The organism is Microbacterium sp. CJ77 (assembly GCF_002911615.1).
GTDB lineage: Bacteria > Actinomycetota > Actinomycetes > Actinomycetales > Microbacteriaceae > Microbacterium.
Map to the genome: position 1 here is coordinate 516,152 of NZ_PQBR01000023.1, position 18,164 is coordinate 534,315.

An 18,164-nucleotide genomic window follows, 5' to 3' on the forward strand; every position below is an offset into this window, starting at 1 on the left:
ACGTGCGGTTTCGCGGGGCTGGGCGGTGCGTTTGCCGTGAGCCTCGAGCCAGCGCGGGGCCGCGCCGCGACCGAAACATCTCGGCAACACGGCCGGGGCTAGGCTCGGGGCATGGGAGACCTTTTCGACGGCTACGGCTCGACTCTTGCGCCGCGGAAGACAGCCGAGGGCCTTCCCGCCTATGACGAGATGTTCGGCGGACCGGAGCATCCGGGTGCCCTCGCCGAGTCTCGCCAGGCGTATCGCGAGCTCTATCAGGCGCTCGCGCGGATGACCCAGGAAGAGCTGCGCGGACGCACCGATTCGCTCGCGAGCTCGTACCTTGCACAGGGGGTGACGTTCGACTTCGCGGGTGAGGAGCGCCCGTTCCCCCTCGATGCGGTTCCGCGCATCATCGACTTCGACGAGTGGTCGCATGTCGAGGCCGGCATCAAGCAGCGCGTTCGCGCCCTCGAGGCGTTCCTGGACGACGCGTATGGACGGCAGAACTGCGTGCGCGACGGGGTGATCCCCGCGCAGCTCATCGCGTCGTCACAGTACTTCTATCGGCAGGCCCACGACATCCATGCCGCCAACGGCGTACGCATCCAGGTTTCGGGAATCGATCTGATCCGCGACGAGCACGGCCAGATGCGCGTGCTCGAAGACAACGTTCGCGTGCCGAGCGGCGTCAGCTACGTCATCTCGAACCGTCGGGTCATGGCGCAGACGCTTCCGGAACTCTTCGTCTCGATGCGGGTTCGCCCCGTCGGTGACTATCCGAACAAGCTGCTCGCCGCACTGCGTGCTTCCGCCCCGCCCGGGATCGACGAGCCGAACGTCGTCGTCCTCACGCCCGGCGTCTACAACTCGGCGTACTTCGAGCACACGCTGCTCGCCCGCCTGATGGGTGTCGAGCTCGTCGAGGGTCGCGACCTGCTGTGCGCCGGCGGCAAGGTCTTCATGCGCACGACCCGCGGTCCCCGCCGGGTCGACGTCATCTACCGCCGCGTCGACGACGACTTCCTCGACCCCCTGCAGTTCCGGGCCGACTCGATGCTGGGCGCCCCCGGGCTGATGCTCGCGGCGCGCCTGGGCAACGTCACGATCGCGAACGCGGTCGGCAACGGCGTCGCCGACGACAAGCTGCTCTACACGTACACGCCGGACCTGATCCGCTACTACCTCTCGGAAGAGCCGATCCTGCCGATCGTCGACACCTGGCGGCTGGAAGACCCGGGTGCCCTCGAAGAGGTCCTCGATCGTCTGCCCGAGCTCGTCGTGAAGCCGGTCGACGGCTCCGGCGGCAAGGGGCTGGTCGTGGGTCCGGATGCCTCGCGCGCAGAACTCGATCAGCTGCGCAAACGCCTGATCGCCGACCCGCGCGGCTGGATCGCGCAGCCGGTCATGATGCTCTCGACCATCCCCACTCTCGTGGAGGACGGGATGCGACCGCGTCACGCCGACCTGCGCCCCTTCGCCGTCAACGACGGCGACGACATCTGGGTGCTGCCGGGAGGGCTCACGCGGGTCGCCCTGCCGGAGGGTCAACTCGTGGTCAACTCCAGCCAGGGCGGCGGCTCGAAGGACACCTGGATCGTCGGCGGTTCCGCCCCGACGCACGTCGAGTACGGGCAGGGGCACGGCATGGCCGGGCTCGTGGCCGACCAGGCGGCGACCGTCACCGAGTCGATCTCGATCATCTACGCCGAGGACGGCGACGAGGAGCAGTCCGAGGTGACCCATTCGCCGCAGGACCGTCCGCGCAGCCGCGTCGAACAGCAGGAGCAGCAACAACAGGGCGAGGACGGTGCCTCATGCTGAGCCGCATCGCGGAAAGTCTGTTCTGGATCGGCCGTTACATCGAGCGCAGCGACGGCACCGCCCGCATCCTCGACGTGCACCTGCAGCTTCTGCTCGAAGACCCGTGGATCGACGAAGAGACGGCCTGCCGCGCCATGCTCACGGTCATGGGTTCGACGGCGCCGGCAGCCGCCGAGAGCGTCCGCCGCGAAGACGTGCTTTCGCGGCTTGCGGTCGATCGGATGAACCCCGCGAGCATCGCCTATTCGCTCACCGCGGCTCGGGAGAATGCCCGTCGTGCCCGCGAGATCGTCTCGACCGAGCTCTGGGAGGTCCTGAACACCACGAGCGCCCGGATGCCTCGCCGCCTGCAGACCGACAAGGTGCACGAGTTCTTCCAGTGGGTGCGCGAGCGTGCGGCCCTCGCGACAGGCATCGTCGATTCTTCGACGAGCCGAGACGAGTCGTGGCAGTTCTTCACCCTCGGGCGAAGCATCGAGCGCGCCGACATGACGGCACGTCTGCTCGCGACGCGGTCGCTGACCGAGGCATCCGGTCCGTCGTGGACGACGATCCTGCGATCGTGCGGCGCCTACGAGGCGTATCTGCGGACGTACCGCGGCATGCCGAGTGCGAAGAACGCCGCCGAATTCCTTCTGCTCGACCGCCTGTTCCCGCGATCGATCATTTACTCCATCCAGCGTGCCGAGGATTGCATGAGCGCCATCGACCCCCGCGAAGACCGCGTCGGTCACTCCAACAGTGTGCTGCGCGCACTGGGACAGATCCGCAACGACCTCGAATACCGCCCGATCGGCGAGATCCTCGGGGAGCTGCCCCGGCACATGGATCGCGTCCAACGCGTCACGCGCGAAGCCTCCGAGGCGATCCGCGCCCGGTTCTTCCCGACGCAGGCCGAGCCGAGCTGGATCGGGGAGATCTCGTGAAGCGCCTCAGGATCGAGCACGCCACGGGTTTCTCGTATCCGGGGGACGTCTCGGCGTCGTACAACGAGGCACGGATGCTTCCCGGGACGACCGACAGCCAGTTCGTGCTGAGCTCGTCGCTCGACATCGAGCCCTCGACATCCGTCAACACCTACGTCGACTACTTCGGCACGCGCGTCAGCGCTTTCGATGTGCTCTCGCCCCACGCGAACCTGCAGATCACGGCCCGCAGTCTGGTGGAGGTGCGACCGCGGCCCATCGAGCACAGCGGCATCACCTGGGAGCGGCTCGCGGTGGAGGCGGCGCGGTCGATCGAGACGGTCGAGCAGCTAACGCAGACGAATCGCACGATGCCACACCCGGATGTCGCCGAGATCGCGCAGACGATCGCGTCGCGGCACGACGATCCGGGGCGTGCGGCCCACGACATCGTCGTCGCGATCGGCGACGCCGTCGAATACATGTCCGGGGTCACCGGCGTGCACTCCACGGCCGTCGAAGCCTGGGAGGCCCGCAAGGGCGTGTGTCAGGACATGGCGCACATCGCGCTCGGCGCGCTGCGTTCGGTCGGCATCCCCGCCCGCTACGTCTCGGGTTATCTGCACCCCAAGCCCAACGCCGAGGTCGGTGTGGCCGTGACCGGCGAGTCGCACGCCTGGGTCGAATGGTTCGCGGGGGAGTGGCAGGGATTCGACCCGACGAACAACATCGAGATCGGTGACCGTCACGTGCTGGTGGGACGGGGGCGCGACTACAACGACGTGCCGCCGTTGCGCGGTGTGTACGCCGGCCCGTTCAAGAGTCAGCTGTTCGTTCGCGTGACGATCACCCGCGAGGCCTGAGTCTCCGACTCAGTGGTCGCGGAGCGCGCGAATCAGCTCGTTCTTTCTCTTGCTCGAGTACCCGGACAGGCCGAGCTCTTTCGCGCGCTTCTTCAGCTGGGGCACCGTCCAGTCGTCGTAGCTTCCTGCCTGGCCGCCCTTGCCGCCGACGTTCGACCGGCCCGCTTTCGTGCCGCCAGCGGCGTTGGAGATGCGTGCGGCTTTCTCTTTCGAGGCGCCGTCCTCACGGAGCGCCTCGTACATCTCGGGATCCTTCAGCCGGGAGTCCTTATCGCGCGGCATGACCATCTCCTTTACGTGTCGCGGATTCTCGTAAGACGATCACGAAATCACGTCGCCCAGGCGCGGTGAAGGCACTTGACAAGGCCCGATCGACACGTCGGGTGCGAATCGATGGTGATGCGGAATGCGTCAGGCCTGAATCGGGTTCGCCGCCGTCACGACCGAGATGGGCCGTGTCTGGTCCATCTCGAGGCCGAAGCGGCGCGTGCGATGGCGGTGCAGCCGACCGGAGGCGAGGAGCCAGATCACGCCGATGACGAAGGCGGCGAGCCCCGCGGCGGAGCCGACCAGGATCGCCGAGCGTGGACCGAATTCGGCAGCGACCAACCCGACGATGGGGGCGCCGATCGGGGTACCGCCCATGATCACCGCGAGATAGAGGGCCATGACCCGTCCGCGCAGGCTCGGGTCGGTCGTCGTCTGCACGTAGCCGTTGGCGGTCGTCAGCATCGTGACGATCGACACCCCGACGAGGACCTGCGTCGCCGCGTACGTCCAATACGTCGGCATCAGAACGGATGTCGCGGATGCCAGGGCGAATCCCAGCGTCGCCAGCACGACGACCCTCAGCCGGGCGCGATCGCGCCGCGCAGCCAGCAGAGCGCCCACGACCGATCCGATCGCCAGGATCGACGAGAGCAGCCCGAAACCGTCCGCTCCCTGCCTGAACTCGAGCGCCATCGTCGATGCGAAGATCGGGAAGTTCATGCCGAAGGCGCCGACGAGTAAGACCATGACGAACACGATGACGAGATCCGGACGTTTGCGCACGTAGCGGAATCCGTCGGCAAGCCGCGTTCCCGCGTGCGAGACGGCGCGCGGGACGAGCTCGCTCGGACGGATCAGCAGAAGGGCCATCACGGTCGCGAGGAACGTTCCGGCATTGACGAGGAAGACCCATCCCGTGCCGATCGCGACGATCATGACGCCGGCCACAGCGGGGCCGATCAGGCGGGCGCCGTTGAACGATGCCGCATTCAGGGCGACGGCGTTGGATGCGTTCTCGCGCGAGACGAGATCGGTCACGAACGTCTGCCTGGCCGGATTGTCGAAGGCCATGACGACGCCGAGCGCGAGGGCGAAGGCGTACATCAGCGGCAGTGTCATCGCGCCGACGAGCAGCAGCACGCCGAGCGCGATCGCCAGCATGAGCAGGATGCTCTGGGTGAGCATCAGCAGATGCCTGCGCTCGAAGCGGTCGGCGACCCAGCCCGTCACGCTCACCAGCAGCAGCGGCGGGCCGAACTGCAGCGCCATCGTGATGCCGACAGCGGCGGCATCGTTGTCGGTCAGCTGCGTCAGAACGACCCAGTTCTGGGCCGTGGACTGCATCCAGGCGCCCACGTTCGACACCATCGCGCCGATGAACCAGACCCGGTAGTTGAATACCGAGAAGGAGCGAAACATGGCGCTCATCGGTCGGCGATCCGTGCCAGCAGCCCGGCGGCTTGGGCGAGAGTCACCCGCTCGGCGGGGGTGAATTCCGACAGAGCAGCCTCGAGCCAAGCGTCGCGCAGGCGCGCGGTCTCGGTGACGACGTCGCGCCCCGCATCGCTCAGGGCGATGTTCACCTTGCGCCGATCCGTGTCGTCGGGTGTGCGGGTGATGTATCCCCACTCCTCCAGGCAGTTGACCGTGCGATTCATGGAGGGCGCCGAGACGCGCTCGCGCTCGGCGAGTTCGCTCAGGGTGTGCGGGCCCTTGAGCCGGAGCCAGCCGAGTACGGCGATCTGCCCGTCGCTCATCGTGTCGACGGCGCGTTCGGCGCGGAGGCGACGCGAGAACCGTAGGACGGCCATCCGCAGGTTCGACGCCTGTTCGTCGAGACCGGGCGTGGCGGCGGATGCGGCGGCGGATGCGGCGACATCGGTTCCGGTAGACACGATCGTTAGTCTAGCTCATTACCTTTGCTAACGAAATGGGCCACGGATGCGTCCCACGCTTCAGCCTGTCGCGACAGCGTCCCCCTCGGCCCGGTCGAGCTCTTCGGGCTTGCGGCCGGAGCCGAGGGCCAGAGTCGCGACCAGACCCACGGCGAGGAATCCCGCCGCCGTGAAGGCCGCCAGGCGTGTGCCATCCGAGAACGCCTCACGCGCAGCGTCCTGATACGGCGCCGTCTCGGGGTTCTGGCCCAGTCCGGCGATCGCACCACCCGCCGAGTCGACGACGGCACTCACCAGCTGATCGCGTGCGGCGGCGGGCACTCCGGCGTCATCGAGCTTGGCGCCCAAGATCCCTGCCGTGCTCGTGAAGAGCACCGTTCCGAGGATCGCGATTCCGAGCGCCGAACCGACCTGCCGCGCCGTGGACTGCGTGCCCGAACCCTGCCCGGACAGGGCCACGGGTACGTCCTGCAGGATGACGCCGGTCAGCTGCGCCGTCGCCAATCCCACCCCGAAGCCGTAGACGAACAGAGCGGGGAGCAACCATCCCCACGCGGCATCGGGGGCGATGATCACGGCCGCCCAGGCAACACCGATGAGCTCGGCGAGGATGCCGACCCGCACGACGACGACCGGGCGGATGCGCCCCGAGGTCGACGCCGCGACCCCGCTGGCGACGAACGACCCGACCGCGAGCGCGAGCAGCACGAGCCCCGTCTGGAGCGCGTCGAAGCCGAGGACGAACTGCAGCCACAGCGGAAGCGAGAGGATCAGCCCGAACTCGCCCAGTGCGATCACGAGCGCAGCGATATTGCCGTTGCGGAACGATCCGATGCGGAAGAGCGAGAGCTCCAGGAGAGAGGCACGATCGTGACGTCGCCGATAGCGGCTCCAGAGCAGGAACGCGACGAGCGCGAGCGCGGCGACCAGGAAGGCAACCGGCACGGGAGACAGTGGGCCCGGTCAGGTCCACCCCGCGATCGAGAACGGTCGATCGCTCGACCACCACCCGTAGGTGCGCCCCTCGATCAGACCGAAGACGAGTGGGCCGAACAGCAGCACCGACAGGGCGGCCCCCACGATATCGAGCCCACGACGCACCGGCTCGCGTGACTCCTCGATCGTCAGGAAGACGCCGACCAGGATGATGAGCCCCAAGGGAACGTTGATGCCGAAGGCCCAGCGCCACGAGAACGCCGTGGTGAGCCAGCCGCCGAGCAGCGGGCCGAGCGCGGCCATCCCCCCGATCGTGGACCCCCACACCGCGAACGCGATGCCGCGCTCGCGGCCGCGGAAGGTGGCGTTGATGAGCGACAGAGTCGTCGGCAGGATCATCGCGCCGCCGATGCCCTGCACCAGGCGAGCCAGGATCAGCAGGCGTCCGTCGGGGGCGAGGGCCGCGAAGACGGATGCGAGGGCGAAGATCACGACGCCGATCAGCATGAGGCGGCGTCGACCGACGCGGTCGGCGAGGCTGCCGAACAACAGCAGGAGGGAGGCGAAGACGAGCGTGTACGCCTCTTGTACCCACTGCACCTCGGTCGAACTGATCTTCAATTCGTCGACGATCGAAGGCACGGCCACGTTGACGATCGTCGAGTCGACGATGATCAGCGAGACCGCGAGGCTGATGAATACGAGTCCTACCCAGCGGCGGTTGGAACGGTCGATCATGGGGGCGCTTTCTCGCGGGAACGGCGTGACTCTACACCCGGGTGTGCGGGTGCTTCCGCCAGTAGAGTCGACGACATGCCGGAGTACACCGACGACCACGGCGTTGCGATCGTCTACGACGTTCACCCCGCGATGACCGCCCCCCGCGCCGTCGTGCAGTTGCTCCACGGCGTGGGTGAGCACGCGGGTCGCTACGGCGCCCTGATCGCGCAACTCACCGCGAACGGTTACACCGTTTACGCCGACGACCACCGTGGTCACGGGCGCACGGGACTTCGCCAACACGGCGACCCGGCCCACCTCGGTCGGCTGGGTCGTGGCGGCATGCCCGCGGCTGTCGCCGCACTGCGGCAGTTCACCGAGCTGATCCGCACCGAGAATCCGGACCTTCCGCTCGTGCTCCTCGGACATTCCTGGGGATCGTTTCTCGCCCAGATGCTCGTCAACGACGACCCCGAGGCTTACGACGCTGTCGTGCTGACGGGCACTGCGCTGCGGTGGCCGGGGTCGCTGAACGCGGGAGCGCTCAACGCGCCGTGGAAGGGCCCGGATGCGACGGGCCGCGAATGGCTGTCGTCCGACCCCGCCGTAGGCGAGGCCTTCGGCGCCGACCCCCTCACGACAGACCGGCCCCTGCTCGCGTTGTTCGGCCCGATCGACGCCGCGCGCCTGTTCGGTCGGCCCCGAAAGGGCCTGCGCGGGCGACGCGCGTCCGACCTCCCGGTGCTGATCATGGTCGGGCGTGAGGACACGGTCGGGGGCGCGACCTCCGCGCACCGGCTGGCCCGTGCCTATCGCGAGCGCAGCGGGTTCGATGACATCACGACGCTCGTCTACCCGGGTGCGCGGCACGAGGTTTTCAACGAGGTGCGGCAGGCCGACGTGCGCGCCGATCTGCTGGCCTGGCTCGACGCGCGCTTCGCGGTCCGCGACTGACGGGGTGTTTCGGCTCGAGCCCGCAGACCTCGTTCGACGACCGGGGGAGCCGCACGCCTAGTCTGGATCCATGCACGGCGAATACAAGGTTCCGGGCGGCAAGCTCGTCGTCGTCGATCTCGAGGTCCGCAACGGCCTGATTTCTGATTTTCACCTGGCCGGTGACTTCTTCCTCGAACCCGACACGGCGCTCGAAGCCATCGACGCCGCGGTGCGAGGCCTGCCCGAGACCGCGGATGCCACGACGATCGCGGCGGCGGTGCGCGCGGCGCTTCCCCCCGAGACGCAGATGCTCGGATTCACGCCCGAGGCCGTCGGCACGGCCGTGCGCCGCGCGCTGGTGGTCGCGCCCGGCTGGAGCGACTTCGACTGGGAGGTCTTGCACGAGACCGCCGTCTCTCCGCGCATGAACCTCGCGCTCGACGAAGTGCTCACGGCCCGCGTCGGCGAAGGGCGGCGACGGCCCAGCCTCCGCATCTGGGAGTGGAACGAGTCCGCCGTCGTCATCGGCTCGTTCCAGTCGCTGCGCAACGAGGTCGATCCCGAGGGCGCGGCGCGCCACGGGTTCGATGTCGTCCGTCGCATCTCGGGCGGTGGCGCGATGATGATGGCCGCGGGTCAGATCATCACGTACTCGCTCTACGTTCCGGCCGCCCTCGTCTCGGGCATGACCTTTGCCGACTCCTACGCCTTCCTCGACGACTGGGCGCTGCAGGCGCTCCGCTCGCTCGGCATCGACGCGACGTATCAACCCCTGAATGACATCGCCAGCCCGACGGGGAAGATCGGTGGCGCGGCCCAGAAGCGCCTCGCGAACGGCGGGGTGCTGCACCACGCGACGCTCAGCTATGACATCGACGGCGAGATGATGACCGAGGTGCTGCGTATCGGTCGCGAGAAACTGAGCGACAAGGGCACGGTCTCGGCGGCGAAGCGCGTCGATCCTCTGCGCCGCCAGACGGGGCTCCCGCGCGAGGCGGTCATCGACCGCTTCGTCGAGACGTTCACACGCCTCTATGGCGCCGAGTCGGGACATATCACCCCCGAGGAATATGCCGAGGCGGAGGCGCTGGTGGAGTCCAAGTTCGCAACGGACGCCTGGCTGCGTCGGGTTCCGTGAGCGGTGCGGAGGCCGAAGCATCCGTCACCGTCGTCCACGACGACAACCTGGCGGCCATGGCCGGGATGCCGGATGCCTCGTTCACACTCGTCTACCTCGACCCGCCGTTCAACACGGGCCGGGTGCAGGGTCGGGCCGTGCACACGTCTCGTCGATCCTCGTCCGACAGCGCCGTTCCGGCGGACGGTGGACCCGTCTTCCGGGGGTTCCACGGCCGCGACTACGAACGTGTCGTGGGCCTGCTGCGCTCGTACGACGACCGCTTCGTCGACTACTGGGACTTCCTCGTGCCCCGCCTCGCCGAGGCCTGGCGCCTGCTCGCGGCGGACGGCACGCTCTATCTGCACCTCGACTACCGTGAGGCGCATTACGCCAAGGTCGCGCTCGACGCCCTCTTCGGGCGCGACTGCTTCTTGAACGAGATCATCTGGGCCTACGACTACGGGGCGAAGTCGCGCAGCCGGTGGCCCACCAAGCACGACACGATCCTGGTCTACGTCAAGGACCCGGCGAACTACGTCTTCGACTCCGACGCGGTCGACCGCGAGCCGTACATGGCTCCGGGACTGGTGACACCCGAGAAGGCCGCGCGCGGGAAGCTGCCGACGGATGTCTGGTGGCACACCATCGTGCCCACGACGGGGCGTGAGAAGACCGGCTACCCGACTCAGAAACCCGAGGGGATCCTGCGCCGGATCGTCGCGGCCTCGACCCGGCCCGGGGACGCCGTGCTCGATCCGTTCGCGGGCAGCGGCACGACGGGCGCCGTCGCCCAGGCCCTCGGCCGGCGCGCGGTGCTCATCGACCACAATCCCGACGCGATCGAGGTGATGGCGAACCGGATGCCGCGGGCGAATGTCCGTCGTCAGCCCAGGGCGGCCACCGAGGCGTAGGCGTCCACCACGACGTCCGGCGCGGCACTCCCGACGTCGAAGATCCGCGTCGGCCCGCGTCGGCCCTCGGGTGCCGGCGCCCAGCCCGGGCTGCCGTCGCGGACGAACGCAACGGCCGAGCCATGCATGGCATCGGCAAGCGCGCGCGGGGGAGCGTCGCCCGCGATGGCGGTCACGCGCGGCGCATCGAGGACGTCGAACACGAACGGCACGTCGAGGCAGTGCATGGCGATGCCGTGCGTGGGAGAGGCCCACGAGAGTCGGTACAGCCACGTCGGTGCGGTCGACGCATCCGTTCCTCGCGCCCCGGTGCTGTCGACCCCGGCTGCGCGCGCATCGGCAACCCGCGCGACGCCCGCGCGGAACGTATGGTCGCTCACGTACCGACCGACGAGCCTGCCGGTGCCGCGCCGACGGACCGCGCGATTGTCGGTGAGGTAGGCGGAGGCCACGCGGCGCGGCGCGCCGAGAGCCGCCAGCGCCAGGCGTGCGGGAACGAAGCGGAGGATCTTCGATCCCATCGTGATCATCGTGAACTCGTCGTCGTTCGCGCCGACGACGAGGCTCTTGTCGGCGCCGACGCCCGCGCGCAACGACTCGAGCGTCGGACGAAGGATCAGCTCTCCGTCGATGACCGGACCGAGCCCGACTCCGTCGCGCAACAGCGCCCGCACGACCGCGAGTCCCTTGGTGTTCGGCTCCTGTACCGCGCCCTCTTGCATCGCGACGATCCGATCGGGGTCCACGGAGGCGAAGCCGCCCCGTTCGGCCGTGACGTCGAGGTGGTCGGCGAGGCGCCCGCCGATCGCGCGGGCGCGATCCGCCGCGATGTCCCCCAGTGCGGGGGACGAACACCACACCTGTTGGAACAGGTGTTGCGCCGCAGGCATCCCGAGGAGCGTCAGCACCGCCCCACCTCCGGCCGACTGTCCGGCGATCGTGACGCGGTCCGGGTCGCCGCCGAAGAAGCCGATGTTCTCGCGCACCCACTCGAGCGCCGCGATCCAGTCCCGCACGGCCCTGTTCTGCGGTGCCCCGTCGATCCACCCGAACCCGTCGAAGCCCAGGCGATACGACAGGGTCACCGTCACGACGCCGTCGCGGGCGAACGCGGCGCCATCGAACCAGGGGCTGGCAGGCGAGCCCGTCGTGTAACCGCCGCCGTGGATCCAGACCCACACGGGAAGACCCGAGCCGGGGTCGGCGGCGGGAGTGAAGACGTTCACATTGAGGGTCGCGTCACCGGGGACGGGAGGCTCGGGGATCAGGGTCGTATCGCCGAAGTCGCGGCGCAGCGGCGTCGGACCGTTCGTCGAGGCATCCCGGATGCCATTCCACGGGCGTGGCGGGACCGGAGACGCGAAACGCCGGTCACCGACGGGCGGTTCGGCGTAGGGGATGCCGAGATAGGCCTCGCCCCCGCGGTGCCAGATGCCGCGCACCGGTCCCTGCAGCGTCCGAGTCTCGGGAGCAGACGAGCTCACCGCGCCGTCACCGGCCGGGGGTCGAGCGCGGCGAAGAGGGCTTCGATCGTGCCCGCCATGTCGAGGTCCGGTTCGAGCAGCCAATGGGTTTGCAGACCGTCGGCGAGGGCGTGGACGATCGTCGCGAGGCTCGCGGCGGGGACGGTGTCGACGATCCGGCCCTCGGCCTGCAGCTCCGAGATCGCGGGGGCGAGGAGTTCGCCCACGTAGCGCCTCCGATCGATGAAGAACTCGTGCGCGGCGTGCTCGGGCGTTGCGGCGTCCACGGAGAGGTGCGCGAACAGCTGGACCAGGCCCGGCACGCCGGCATTGCGGCGGATGATGTCGAGAAACGAAGCGAACACGGCGTCGGCGCGGCCATCCTCGGCGGAGCGCGTCGCGCTCCCCCCGGTGCCCTCGTCGTCACCCGCGAGGGCGGGTGCGCCCCGAAGGGTCGCGAACCTCTCGCCGTCGAGCTCGTCGCGTTTGCGGAGGATCGCCGTGTAGAGCTCTTCCTTGCTGCCGAAGTAGTGCAGCAGGCCCGCTTGGCTCAGGCCCGCAGCACCTGCCAGCTCGCGTACCGACGTGCGGCGAAGGCCCTCTCGGGCGATGACCTCGAGGGCCGTGGTGAGGATCTCCTCGCGCTTGGCGACGCCCTTCGCGTAGGCGCCTCGTCGGTTCATGGGTAGAGCGTAGACCCGATGCCTTGCACCGAGGGTCCACGTACTTCTGTGCGCCGCGCACCTCGGCCGCTCGCGACTCGACGATCAGCCGCCGAGTGCTGCCGCGACGACCGCGCGGGCCTCTTCCTGGACCTCGGCGAGGTGCTCGGGGCCGCGGAGCGATTCGGCGTAGAGCTTGTAGACGTCCTCGGTGCCTGAGGGGCGAGCGGCGAACCAGGCGTGCTCGGTCTGCACCTTCAGTCCGCCGATGGCCGCGCCGTTGCCCGGGGCGTGCGAGAGCTTCGCGGTGATCGGCTCGCCCGCGAGTTCGGTCGCCGTGACGGCGTCGGGGGAGAGCTTCGCGAGCGTCGCCTTCTGCGCGGGCGTCGCGGGTGCGTCGACACGCTGGTACGCGGATGCCCCGAACTCCGCCTCGAGCTCGGCGTAACGCTGCGACGGGGTCTTGCCGGTGACGGCGAGGATCTCGGCCGCCAGCAGGGCGAGCAGGATGCCGTCCTTGTCGGTCGTCCAGACGGACCCGTCGGTCCGCAGGAACGACGCCCCCGCTGATTCCTCGCCACCGAACGCGACCGAGCCGTCGAGCAGCCCGGGCACGAACCACTTGAAGCCGACCGGCACCTCGAGCAGGCGACGGCCGAGCGATTCGGTGACCCGGTCGATGATCATCGACGACACGAGCGTCTTGCCCACCGCGGCGTCCGCCGACCAGCCCGGGCGGTGCGAGAAGAGGTAGTCGATCGCGACCGCGAGGTAGTGGTTGGGGTTCATCAGCCCGGCGTCGGGCGTGACGATGCCGTGCCGGTCGGCGTCCGCGTCGTTCCCCGTGAGGATGTCGTACTCGTGCCGACGCGCGACGAGCGCCGCCATGGCGTTCGGTGACGACGGATCCATCCGGATCTTCTCGTCCCAGTCGAGCGTCATGAACTTCCACGTCGGGTCGACGTCGGGGTTCACGACCGTCAGGTCGATCCCGTACACCTCGGCGATCAGCGCCCAGTACTCCACCGACGCCCCGCCCAGGGGGTCGGCGCCGATGCGGACGCCCGCGGTGCGGATGGCGTCGATGTCGATGATGTTCGCGAGGTCCCGCACGTACGCGTCGCGGAAGTCGTAGCGACCGAGAGCGTCGATGTCGATGTCGGCGTGACGGATGCGCGCGACGCCCTCGAGACCGGCCGTGATGAGCGCGTTGGCGCGGTCGGCGATCCACGACGTCGCGTCGGTGTCGGCGGGGCCGCCGTGCGGGGGGTTGTACTTGAAGCCGCCGTCGCGGGGCGGGTTGTGGCTCGGGGTGACCACGATGCCGTCCGAGCGGGCCGGGTCATCCGCGGCCTTTCCGTGGTTGTAGGCGAGGATCGCGTGGCTGAGGGCCGGGGTCGGCACCCACGAGTCGCGGCCATCGACGCGCACGTCGACGCCGTTCGCGACGAGCACCTCGATCGCGGTCCGCTCGGCGGGCAGCGAGAGCCCGTGCGTGTCGCGTCCGAGGAAGAGGGGGCCCGCGATCCCCTGCGACGTGCGATAGTCGACGATCGCCTGGGTCGTGGCCAGGATGTGGTCTTCGTTGAAGCTCGTCGACAGCGACGAGCCGCGGTGGCCGCTCGTGCCGAACGCGACGCGTTGCTCGGGGATCGACACATCCGGCTTCAGGTCGTAGTAGGCGGCGATCAATGCGTCGACGTCGATCAGGTCGGATGCTTCGGCTGGCTGTCCTGCGCGGCTCATCGTCCTAGTCTGCCTCGCCGGGGCGCTCGACGACACTTCCTCGTGGACGGCTGGCGGTGGCATCTGTCGGCCATGTGAGTGAACTCTCATCTTTCGCGCTCGGTCTTGGCGTGATTTCGGTGCTTTTCGGGCGTCGGATGTCGGTGGTCGTCCGTAGAGTTTCGAACATGCATTCGAGTACATGTCTCGCATCCGGTGAGGATGTCGATGTTGCCGCGCGTGATCTGGCGGTGCGGTTCGCGGAGGCTTCCCGGACGGTGGCGCGGGCGCAAGCCGCACAGGCGCGGGTGTTGGCGGATGCGGCGGACCTCGGGATGCGGCGGGTTGCCGAGTTGGTGTCGGTCTCGTCGCGTGAGGCGGAGTTGCCGGTGCGGGCGTTGGCGGCGGAGTTGGGTGTCGCGGCGAACATGTCCGACCGGACGGTGCAACGCCGCATGAACGACGCCGCGACCCTTGCCGAGGCGTTTCCCTCGACGTTCGACGCGTGGGACGCAGGGCGCGTCAGTGCCGGACATGTCGCGGTGATCATGGAACACGGACTCCCCCTTGCCGATGCCGAGGCGCGGTCGGAGTTCGAGGCTGCAGCGTTGGCCCGGGCAGAGGGAACGACACCGGGGCGGCTCGGGTAGACGTTGGCGCGATTGGCGGAGTCGTTGCAGCCGCGGACGTTGGCGGAGCGGCACCGGGAAGCGCGCGCGGGTCGGGGTGCGTGTGTGCGGGACATCGGGGACGGGATGGCGGAGTTCAGCACCATCCAACCCGCCGTCCTCGCGCATGCGATGCACGACCGGATCACGCAACAAGCTAAGGCGATCAAGAACGCCGACCCGGCCGACGCCCGGACCCTGGATCAGATTCGTGCCGACCTCGTCGCGGACATGCTGCTCACCACCACACCGACCGTCGAAACCGGTGCCGGACTCTCAGACGGCTTCGGCGGGTTGGGTGCGATCCGCGCGATCGTGAACGTCACCGTCCCCGCCCTCGCTCTGGCCGGGGTGACGGATGAGCCCGCGGAGCTGGCCGGGGCCTTGCCCCCGGTTCTTGGACACGGGGTGGGATTATGCCGCTATCGGTAGCGTAGCGGCGGTGAGTTCGGCTTCGAATGCGACGGGCGCGATGTAGCCGAGGTAGGAGTGGCGGCGGGTGTTGTTGTAGCGCACGAGCCACCGGAACACCTCGCGACGGCAGGAGGCCTCGTCGGCGAACACGGCCCGGTCTTGCAGGACCTCGCGCTTGAGCGTCGCGTTGAACGCCTCCGCGAGGGCATTGTCAGCGCTCGTGCCCACCGCGCCCATGGACTGTGTCACGCCGAGCCGCTTGCACAGTCCCGCGTAGGCCTTGGAGGTGTAGACCGATCCGTGGTCCGAGTGGAACACGGACCCGGTCAGCCTGCCGCGGGTCAGCCTCGCCGAACGCAGCGCATCTTCGACGAGCTCGTTGCGCATGTGGTCCGCGACCGCCCACCCGGCCAGCCGTCTCGAGCAGCAGTCGATCACGGTCGCCAGATACAGGTTCTGCCCGTCAGCCAGCGGCAGATAGGTGATGTCGCCGACATACCGCTGGTTCGGCGCCTCGGCGGTGAAGTCCCGTTTCAGCAGGTCGGGGACGACCTGTCCCGACGGCTCGGGGACGGTGGTGCGCACCCGCCGCTTGCGCTGGTACCCGTGGATCTCGTTGTCTCGCATCACGCGGGCGACCCGCTTGCGGTTGACCCGCTCGGACGGCGCGGCGCCGTCATTGAGCTCGGCGGTGATCCGTGGCGCGCCCATCGTGTTGTCGCCTTCGTGGACGGCGCGGATCCGCCCCGCCAGAACGTCGTCCTCCGCGGCGCGCGCCCGCCGGGCGGCGGCGCCGGCCCGCCATGCGTAGAACGAGGACCTCGTGATCTCGACGAGCTGACACAACCGCTTCACCGGGTAGGTGGCTGAGAGGTCCTCAACGAACTGGAAGCGGTTCACCAGTTCGTCTCCCCCGCGAAATACTTGGCCGCCTGCCGCAGGATCTCACGCTCGGTGACGAGCTTGACCTGCTCGACCTCCAGCTGCGCGACCCGCCCCTCCAGGCGTGCGATGCGCTGCGCGGGCGTCTCATCCGCCCCCGCATCCGCCGTCGGCGAGGTCGCCGACGCCTTGAACGGGCTGCGCGCGGCGGTGCCGTCCGCAGCCGTCTTCCGGCCCGTCCCGTGCCGCTCCAGCCACAGCCGCAACGTGCCGCGCTCGATCCCGAGATCAGCGGCGATGCCACGCACCGTCGCCCCGGGAGTGGACTCGTACAAGTCCACGGCCTGCCGCCGGAACCCGTCGGAGTAGTTCTTCCTAACCATGATTCTGATCATCTCGCTTCCCCAGCAAAATGCTGGATTCAGCGTGTCCAAGAACTGGGGTCAGGGCCCCCGGGCGGTGCCCGATCGACCCCGCCACCGCCCGGCAGCTCGCGGGGCACGCGACGGGGTGGGAACGGGTCCTGGCCGACCCGATCACCGGGTGCGTTCTCGCGGTCGACCGATACACCCCGTCGGCGGACATGAAACGGTTCCTGCGCGCACGGGATCAGCACTGCCGGTTCCCCGGGTGCCGGCAACCCGCCCACCGGTGCGACCGCGACCACACCCTCGACTACGCATTGGGTGGGCCTACGGATGCCTGCAACCTGGCGTGCCTCTGCAAGAGACACCACACCCTGAAAGGCGAAACGGGCTGGACCGTCCGCCAACTCGGCGGCGGAATCCTCGAATGGACGTCGCCGGGTGGGCACGTCTACATCGACAAACCACCCCCCGCCGTCCACTTCACGCCGAGCACCGACCCACCACCCTTCTAGGCATGGGGCGCTGCGCCCGCACGCCCAGCCACGGAGCCACCGGTCACTGAACCACCGGTCACTGAACCACCCAAACGGGCCGCGCACCCGCGGGACTAGGCTGAGTGCTCGTGACAGCCGCCTTCGAACCCGCCGCCGAACCCGTCCGCCGCACCTACAGCTATCTCGGACCGGCTGGCACGTTCACCGAGGCGGCGCTCGCGCAGGTCCCCGAGGCCCGCGGTCACCAGTGGGTTCCGGTGCGCAACGTCGGCGAGGCGCTCGCGGACGTCGTCGAGGGCCGGTCGGATGCGGCGATGATCGCGATCGAGAACTCCATCGACGGCGGCGTCTCGACGACGCAGGATGCCCTCGCGACCGTGCCCGGTCTGCGGATCATCGGCGAGTACCTCGTCCCGGTGAACTTCGTGCTCGTCGCCCGCCCGGGGACGAAGCTGGCCGACGTGTCGCTCGTGGCGGCGCATCCGGTGGCCTATGGGCAGTGCCTGCAGTGGTTGACGCGAGAATTGCCCGCCCACTCGCACATCCCCGCCGCGAGCAATGTCGCGAGCGCCGTCGGACTCCTCGATGGCACGAGCGAGGCGGATGCCGCGATCGCCCCACCGACGATCACCGAGCATCACGACCTCGAAGTACTGGCCGAGAACATCGGCGACAACCCCAACGCCGTGACGCGGTTCGTCCTCGTCGGGCGGACGGTCGCTCCGACCCCGCCGACGGGTGCCGACAAGACCTCGCTGATCGTGGAACTGCCGAAGGACTACCCGGGCGCGCTGCTCGAGCTTCTCGAGCAGTTCGCGACCCGCGGCATCAACCTCAGCCTGCTGGCATCGCGTCCGATCGGCGACGCCCTCGGCCGCTATCGATTCGTGATCGACGCCGACGGACACATCCAGGACGAGCGGATGGCCGATGCGCTGCTCGGGCTTCGGCGCTTCAGCCCCCAGGTGATCTTCCTCGGGTCGTACCCGCGCGCGGATCGCGTGGTCGTGCGCTACCCCGACCGCTACTCGGACGAGATCTTCGTCGAGGCTCGCGATTGGCTGCGCGGGCTGCTGAGCGGCGAACCCGGGCTCTGATCACCGCAGGCGCGCCGCCATCGCGCCATCGG

16 protein-coding genes and 2 pseudogenes are annotated in these 18,164 nt (G+C 69.0%); 10 read left to right on the top strand and 8 right to left on the bottom strand.

All coding sequences use genetic code 11. The features are described from left to right. The first annotated feature begins 111 nt into the window (after positions 1 to 111). The 3 genes from C2868_RS14320 to C2868_RS14330 are packed head-to-tail and all read left to right on the top strand — an operon-like array spanning position 112 to position 3,571. Positions 112 to 1,803, top strand: a complete 1,692-nt coding sequence (locus tag C2868_RS14320; RefSeq protein WP_100812788.1) for a circularly permuted type 2 ATP-grasp protein — start codon at positions 112 to 114, stop codon at positions 1,801 to 1,803. Continuing rightward, complete coding sequence (locus C2868_RS14325) at positions 1,797 to 2,729, top strand: alpha-E domain-containing protein (RefSeq protein WP_100812789.1); 933 nt, start codon at positions 1,797 to 1,799, stop codon at positions 2,727 to 2,729. Before C2868_RS14320 ends, C2868_RS14325 begins: the two co-directional genes overlap by 7 nt. Next, on the top strand, positions 2,726 to 3,571 hold the full coding sequence (locus C2868_RS14330; protein WP_100812790.1) for a transglutaminase family protein: 846 nt from the start codon (positions 2,726 to 2,728) through the stop codon (positions 3,569 to 3,571). Before C2868_RS14325 ends, C2868_RS14330 begins: the two co-directional genes overlap by 4 nt. 9 nt (positions 3,572 to 3,580) lie before the next feature. Here C2868_RS14330 and C2868_RS14335 read toward each other — a convergent pair whose 3' ends face one another. The 4 genes and pseudogenes from C2868_RS14335 to C2868_RS14350 form a co-directional block, all read right to left on the bottom strand. Continuing rightward, complete coding sequence (locus tag C2868_RS14335; RefSeq protein WP_100812867.1) at positions 3,581 to 3,853, bottom strand: Rho termination factor N-terminal domain-containing protein; 273 nt, start codon at positions 3,851 to 3,853, stop codon at positions 3,581 to 3,583. A gap of 129 nt (positions 3,854 to 3,982) precedes the next feature. Continuing rightward, positions 3,983 to 5,269: an MFS transporter gene (locus C2868_RS14340; RefSeq protein ID WP_100812791.1), complete on the bottom strand. Its 1,287-nt coding sequence runs from the start codon at positions 5,267 to 5,269 to the stop codon at positions 3,983 to 3,985. Next, a complete protein-coding gene (locus tag C2868_RS14345; RefSeq protein WP_100812868.1) occupies positions 5,266 to 5,652 on the bottom strand; it encodes a MarR family winged helix-turn-helix transcriptional regulator in 387 nt (128 codons plus the stop codon). The genes C2868_RS14340 and C2868_RS14345 overlap by 4 nt, the downstream gene beginning before the upstream one ends. Positions 5,653 to 5,796: 144 nt before the next feature. Continuing rightward, positions 5,797 to 7,410 (bottom strand): annotated as a pseudogene (locus C2868_RS14350) (DHA2 family efflux MFS transporter permease subunit). Between the two features lie 75 nt (positions 7,411 to 7,485). On the opposite strand from C2868_RS14350, the gene C2868_RS14355 reads away from it, so the two are divergent. The 3 genes from C2868_RS14355 (at position 7,486) to C2868_RS14365 (ending at position 10,359) form a co-directional block, all read left to right on the top strand. Beyond that, a complete protein-coding gene (locus tag C2868_RS14355) occupies positions 7,486 to 8,346 on the top strand; it encodes an alpha/beta fold hydrolase (protein ID WP_100812792.1) in 861 nt (286 codons plus the stop codon). A gap of 70 nt (positions 8,347 to 8,416) precedes the next feature. Further along, complete coding sequence (locus C2868_RS14360) at positions 8,417 to 9,466, top strand: lipoate--protein ligase family protein (RefSeq protein WP_100812793.1); 1,050 nt, start codon at positions 8,417 to 8,419, stop codon at positions 9,464 to 9,466. Between the two features lie 56 nt (positions 9,467 to 9,522). Next, positions 9,523 to 10,359 (top strand): site-specific DNA-methyltransferase, encoded by an 837-nt coding sequence (locus tag C2868_RS14365; RefSeq protein WP_100812869.1) that lies wholly within the window; start codon positions 9,523 to 9,525, stop codon positions 10,357 to 10,359. On the opposite strand, the gene C2868_RS14370 is transcribed toward C2868_RS14365, so the two are convergent. From C2868_RS14370 to pgm, 3 genes are all read right to left on the bottom strand, one after another. Beyond that, positions 10,332 to 11,843: a carboxylesterase/lipase family protein gene (locus tag C2868_RS14370; protein WP_100812794.1), complete on the bottom strand. Its 1,512-nt coding sequence runs from the start codon at positions 11,841 to 11,843 to the stop codon at positions 10,332 to 10,334. The genes C2868_RS14365 and C2868_RS14370 overlap by 28 nt on opposite strands. Continuing rightward, on the bottom strand, positions 11,840 to 12,505 hold the full coding sequence (locus C2868_RS14375) for a TetR/AcrR family transcriptional regulator (RefSeq protein WP_100812795.1): 666 nt from the start codon (positions 12,503 to 12,505) through the stop codon (positions 11,840 to 11,842). The genes C2868_RS14370 and C2868_RS14375 overlap by 4 nt, the downstream gene beginning before the upstream one ends. 84 nt (positions 12,506 to 12,589) lie before the next feature. Continuing rightward, positions 12,590 to 14,230 (bottom strand): phosphoglucomutase (alpha-D-glucose-1,6-bisphosphate-dependent), encoded by a 1,641-nt coding sequence (gene pgm, locus C2868_RS14380; RefSeq protein WP_100812796.1) that lies wholly within the window; start codon positions 14,228 to 14,230, stop codon positions 12,590 to 12,592. 167 nt (positions 14,231 to 14,397) lie between these two features. On the opposite strand from pgm, the gene C2868_RS14385 reads away from it, so the two are divergent. After that, complete coding sequence (locus tag C2868_RS14385; protein WP_146048077.1) at positions 14,398 to 14,859, top strand: DUF222 domain-containing protein; 462 nt, start codon at positions 14,398 to 14,400, stop codon at positions 14,857 to 14,859. A gap of 105 nt (positions 14,860 to 14,964) precedes the next feature. Continuing rightward, positions 14,965 to 15,309: a hypothetical protein gene (locus C2868_RS14390; RefSeq protein ID WP_146048078.1), complete on the top strand. Its 345-nt coding sequence runs from the start codon at positions 14,965 to 14,967 to the stop codon at positions 15,307 to 15,309. Here C2868_RS14390 and C2868_RS14395 read toward each other — a convergent pair. Further along, a protein-coding gene (locus C2868_RS14395) for an IS3 family transposase (protein WP_100813234.1) occupies positions 15,292 to 16,556 on the bottom strand; the annotation gives its coding sequence in 2 pieces (ribosomal slippage) (positions 15,292 to 16,205 and positions 16,205 to 16,556; 1,266 coding nt in all). The genes C2868_RS14390 and C2868_RS14395 overlap by 18 nt on opposite strands. 71 nt (positions 16,557 to 16,627) lie before the next feature. Between C2868_RS14395 and C2868_RS17295 the strand changes: the two are divergent. Both C2868_RS17295 and pheA read left to right on the top strand, forming a co-directional pair. Then, a pseudogene (locus tag C2868_RS17295) lies at positions 16,628 to 17,053 on the top strand (HNH endonuclease signature motif containing protein); the annotation flags it as partial. Positions 17,054 to 17,163: 110 nt separating this feature from the next. After that, positions 17,164 to 18,132 (top strand): prephenate dehydratase, encoded by a 969-nt coding sequence (gene pheA, locus C2868_RS14400; RefSeq protein WP_100812870.1) that lies wholly within the window; start codon positions 17,164 to 17,166, stop codon positions 18,130 to 18,132. Positions 18,133 to 18,164 lie beyond the last annotated feature (32 nt).

Bases quoted from the DNA above. Each gene is read 5' to 3' on its own strand.
- C2868_RS14345 (WP_100812868.1), bottom strand. From the start codon at position 5,652: ATGGCCGTCCTACGGTTCTCGCGTCGCCTCCGCGCCGAACGCGCCGTC.
- C2868_RS14375 (WP_100812795.1), bottom strand. From the start codon at position 12,505: ATGAACCGACGAGGCGCCTACGCGAAGGGCGTCGCCAAGCGCGAGGAG.
- pgm (WP_100812796.1), bottom strand. From the start codon at position 14,230: ATGAGCCGCGCAGGACAGCCAGCCGAAGCATCCGACCTGATCGACGTC.
- C2868_RS14320 (WP_100812788.1), top strand. From the start codon at position 112: ATGGGAGACCTTTTCGACGGCTACGGCTCGACTCTTGCGCCGCGGAAG.
- C2868_RS14360 (WP_100812793.1), top strand. From the start codon at position 8,417: ATGCACGGCGAATACAAGGTTCCGGGCGGCAAGCTCGTCGTCGTCGAT.
- C2868_RS14365 (WP_100812869.1), top strand. From the start codon at position 9,523: ATGGCCGGGATGCCGGATGCCTCGTTCACACTCGTCTACCTCGACCCG.
- C2868_RS14355 (WP_100812792.1), top strand. From the start codon at position 7,486: ATGCCGGAGTACACCGACGACCACGGCGTTGCGATCGTCTACGACGTT.
- C2868_RS14325 (WP_100812789.1), top strand. From the start codon at position 1,797: ATGCTGAGCCGCATCGCGGAAAGTCTGTTCTGGATCGGCCGTTACATC.
- C2868_RS14340 (WP_100812791.1), bottom strand. From the start codon at position 5,269: ATGAGCGCCATGTTTCGCTCCTTCTCGGTATTCAACTACCGGGTCTGG.
- C2868_RS14385 (WP_146048077.1), top strand. From the start codon at position 14,398: ATGCATTCGAGTACATGTCTCGCATCCGGTGAGGATGTCGATGTTGCC.
- C2868_RS14335 (WP_100812867.1), bottom strand. From the start codon at position 3,853: ATGCCGCGCGATAAGGACTCCCGGCTGAAGGATCCCGAGATGTACGAG.
- C2868_RS14390 (WP_146048078.1), top strand. From the start codon at position 14,965: ATGGCGGAGTTCAGCACCATCCAACCCGCCGTCCTCGCGCATGCGATG.